Source organism: Campylobacter sp. BCW_4338 (genome assembly GCF_001763255.1).
Classification (GTDB): Bacteria; Campylobacterota; Campylobacteria; order Campylobacterales; family Campylobacteraceae; genus Campylobacter_D; species Campylobacter_D jejuni.
The window spans coordinates 1-2,133 of the sequence record NZ_MJYJ01000062.1; the positions used below are offsets into that span (position 1 = coordinate 1).

The window sequence follows — 2,133 nt, forward strand, 5'->3', positions numbered from 1 at the left end:
GATTGATTTAAATAAATATGATTTTGCCTATGATGAAGAAGGCAGGATCATTTGGGCTTTATATAATGATATTAAAAAAGCAAATTAAAAGATCCAAGAGATATAGATTCTACTTCTGAAAGTAGAAATAAATTTGATGATGCTATGGATGGATACGAAAATGGAATGGTAACAAGATTTGATGTAGATACTCCAAATGATTGGAGTGAACAACAAGCTACTTTATTCAAAGATACCCTAGTATTAAGCGCCAAACTAGCAGCCCTCACTCCTCCTCAAGGCTATCCTAATGCCCCTTATTATTTTACACCTGAAAGATTAGAATGGATTTATAAAAGAGGATATTTAGACAAACTCCTTGACCCAAGAATTCCTGCTATTTATAGATATAATTTTCCGCAAGAACTTCGAGCTAAGATAAGAGCTTATGCTAAAGAGCATAATATAAAAGAGTGAACCACAAAAGAAAGGAAAAACAATGCAAAAAATACTTCAAATCAATTTAGAAAAAAGAAAAGCTTTAGAGAATTTCAAAAATCTAGCTTTATTAGGATTAGGTGGAACAATGCTTTTAAATTTAAAAGAACAAGCTTTGGATTTTACTCAAGAATTAACTTATATAAATACTTATGATAAGTATTTAAATTTAAAGCTTGATTCTTTTTATATCCCTTCTACACTTTTATCTTTGCTTCAATTAACTCAAAAAAGCAAAGAAGCTTTTTATATCAATGTTTTAATCAATAGCGATACACATTATAAAAATCCTTTATTACAATATGCTATTACCCAAAAACAAGAACAAGAAAATATCGTTTATGCTTTAAAAAATAATGAAAATATTAATGCTTCTTTTACTAATCTTAATGCTTTAAAATTAGCCTTAGAAGAAAAGAATTTTTATCTTAATTTTATAGACTTAAACAGCAAAGAAAGTCTTTTAAGTTTTTACAATCAAATATTAAGCAATCATCATCTTAAAGATTATTTTTATATAAAAAATAATCAATTTTTTATTAAAAAAGATATAAAAAATAAAATTGTATTTCATAATATAAATTCTTCTTCTATTATAAGTAATTATCTTAGATTGTTAAATGATTTTAATACTTTAAGCAAAATAGAACTCATAAATATATTAGAAAGTTTAAGTTTATACAATCTTTCAACTTTAATGCAAACTATACAATCAAAAAATGAATATAACTCAAAAGACTTTGATAAAGATAGTATCTTTTTATCTAATATGATTATGAATGTGAGATTGAAGTAAAAAGATAGTAGATTTGGTAAATTTAAATCTTGTTAAGTTTATTATTTAGTTCAAATAAAAAATATAAAAAAATATAGAAATTCAATAGAAAGAAGAGAAGCTTAGTTAAAAGTTTGTTTGGTGCAAGCCACAAGGGAGTTTCGCCCCTTAAGAAAAGGGGCAAGGCTAATAAGCCTTGACAGTAATTATACAAATTAGTATAATTATAAGTACGAGTCGTGTCATATAGTTCACCCCCTTTCTAGGGTGTGATTATGCCACAGGGTTGCAGCCTTGTGGTAAAACCCTTAATGCAATTATACCAAACAAATTCTTTGACTTCTTAATACATTTTATTTATGATTGAATCTTATCTTTTAGCATAAGCAAGAAAAATATAAATTAAAAAATAAAATAATTCAACAGAAAGGAGATAAGCTTAGTTAAAAGCTTGTTTGGTAAGTCAAAGGGATTGTTCTAAACCCTGCAAAAGCAGGGGATACTCAAGAAGCCTTGACATAGCAAAGCATTAAGAGTATAATTATTAGAACAATTTTGAGCATTAAAACTCACCTCCCTTCTGGGCGGTAAATTTAACGCTAAAGGGTTGCAGCCCTTTGGCGTTGCACCCTTTTATAATTATACCAAACAAACTCTTTAACTTCTTTAATATAGTCCATGAAAAGATTTTACTTGTTATTCCTTAGCACTTTGTTTTTTGCACCTTCATTTTTATTTGGTGCAAATATTAAAAATATAAAATAATATAGAAATTCAATAGAAGAAGAGAAGTTTAGTTAAAAGTTTGTTTGGTAAGCCAAAGGGATTGTTCTAAACCCTGCAAAAGCAGGGGATACTCAAGAAGCCTTGACATAGCAAAG

General features: G+C 27.6%; 1 protein-coding gene and 1 pseudogene. Both read left to right on the top strand.

What is annotated here, in order from left to right; translation table 11 throughout:
- A pseudogene (locus AJN69_RS07995) lies at nucleotides 1-456 on the top strand (hypothetical protein); the annotation flags it as partial.
- A 22-nt stretch (nucleotides 457-478) separates the two neighbouring features.
- Nucleotides 479-1,273, top strand: coding sequence for a hypothetical protein (locus AJN69_RS08000; RefSeq protein ID WP_070273984.1), 795 nt, complete (start codon nucleotides 479-481; stop codon nucleotides 1,271-1,273).
- Nucleotides 1,274-2,133 lie beyond the last annotated feature (860 nt).

Bases quoted from the DNA above. Each gene is read 5' to 3' on its own strand.
- AJN69_RS08000 (WP_070273984.1), top strand. From the start codon at position 479: ATGCAAAAAATACTTCAAATCAATTTAGAAAAAAGAAAAGCTTTAGAG.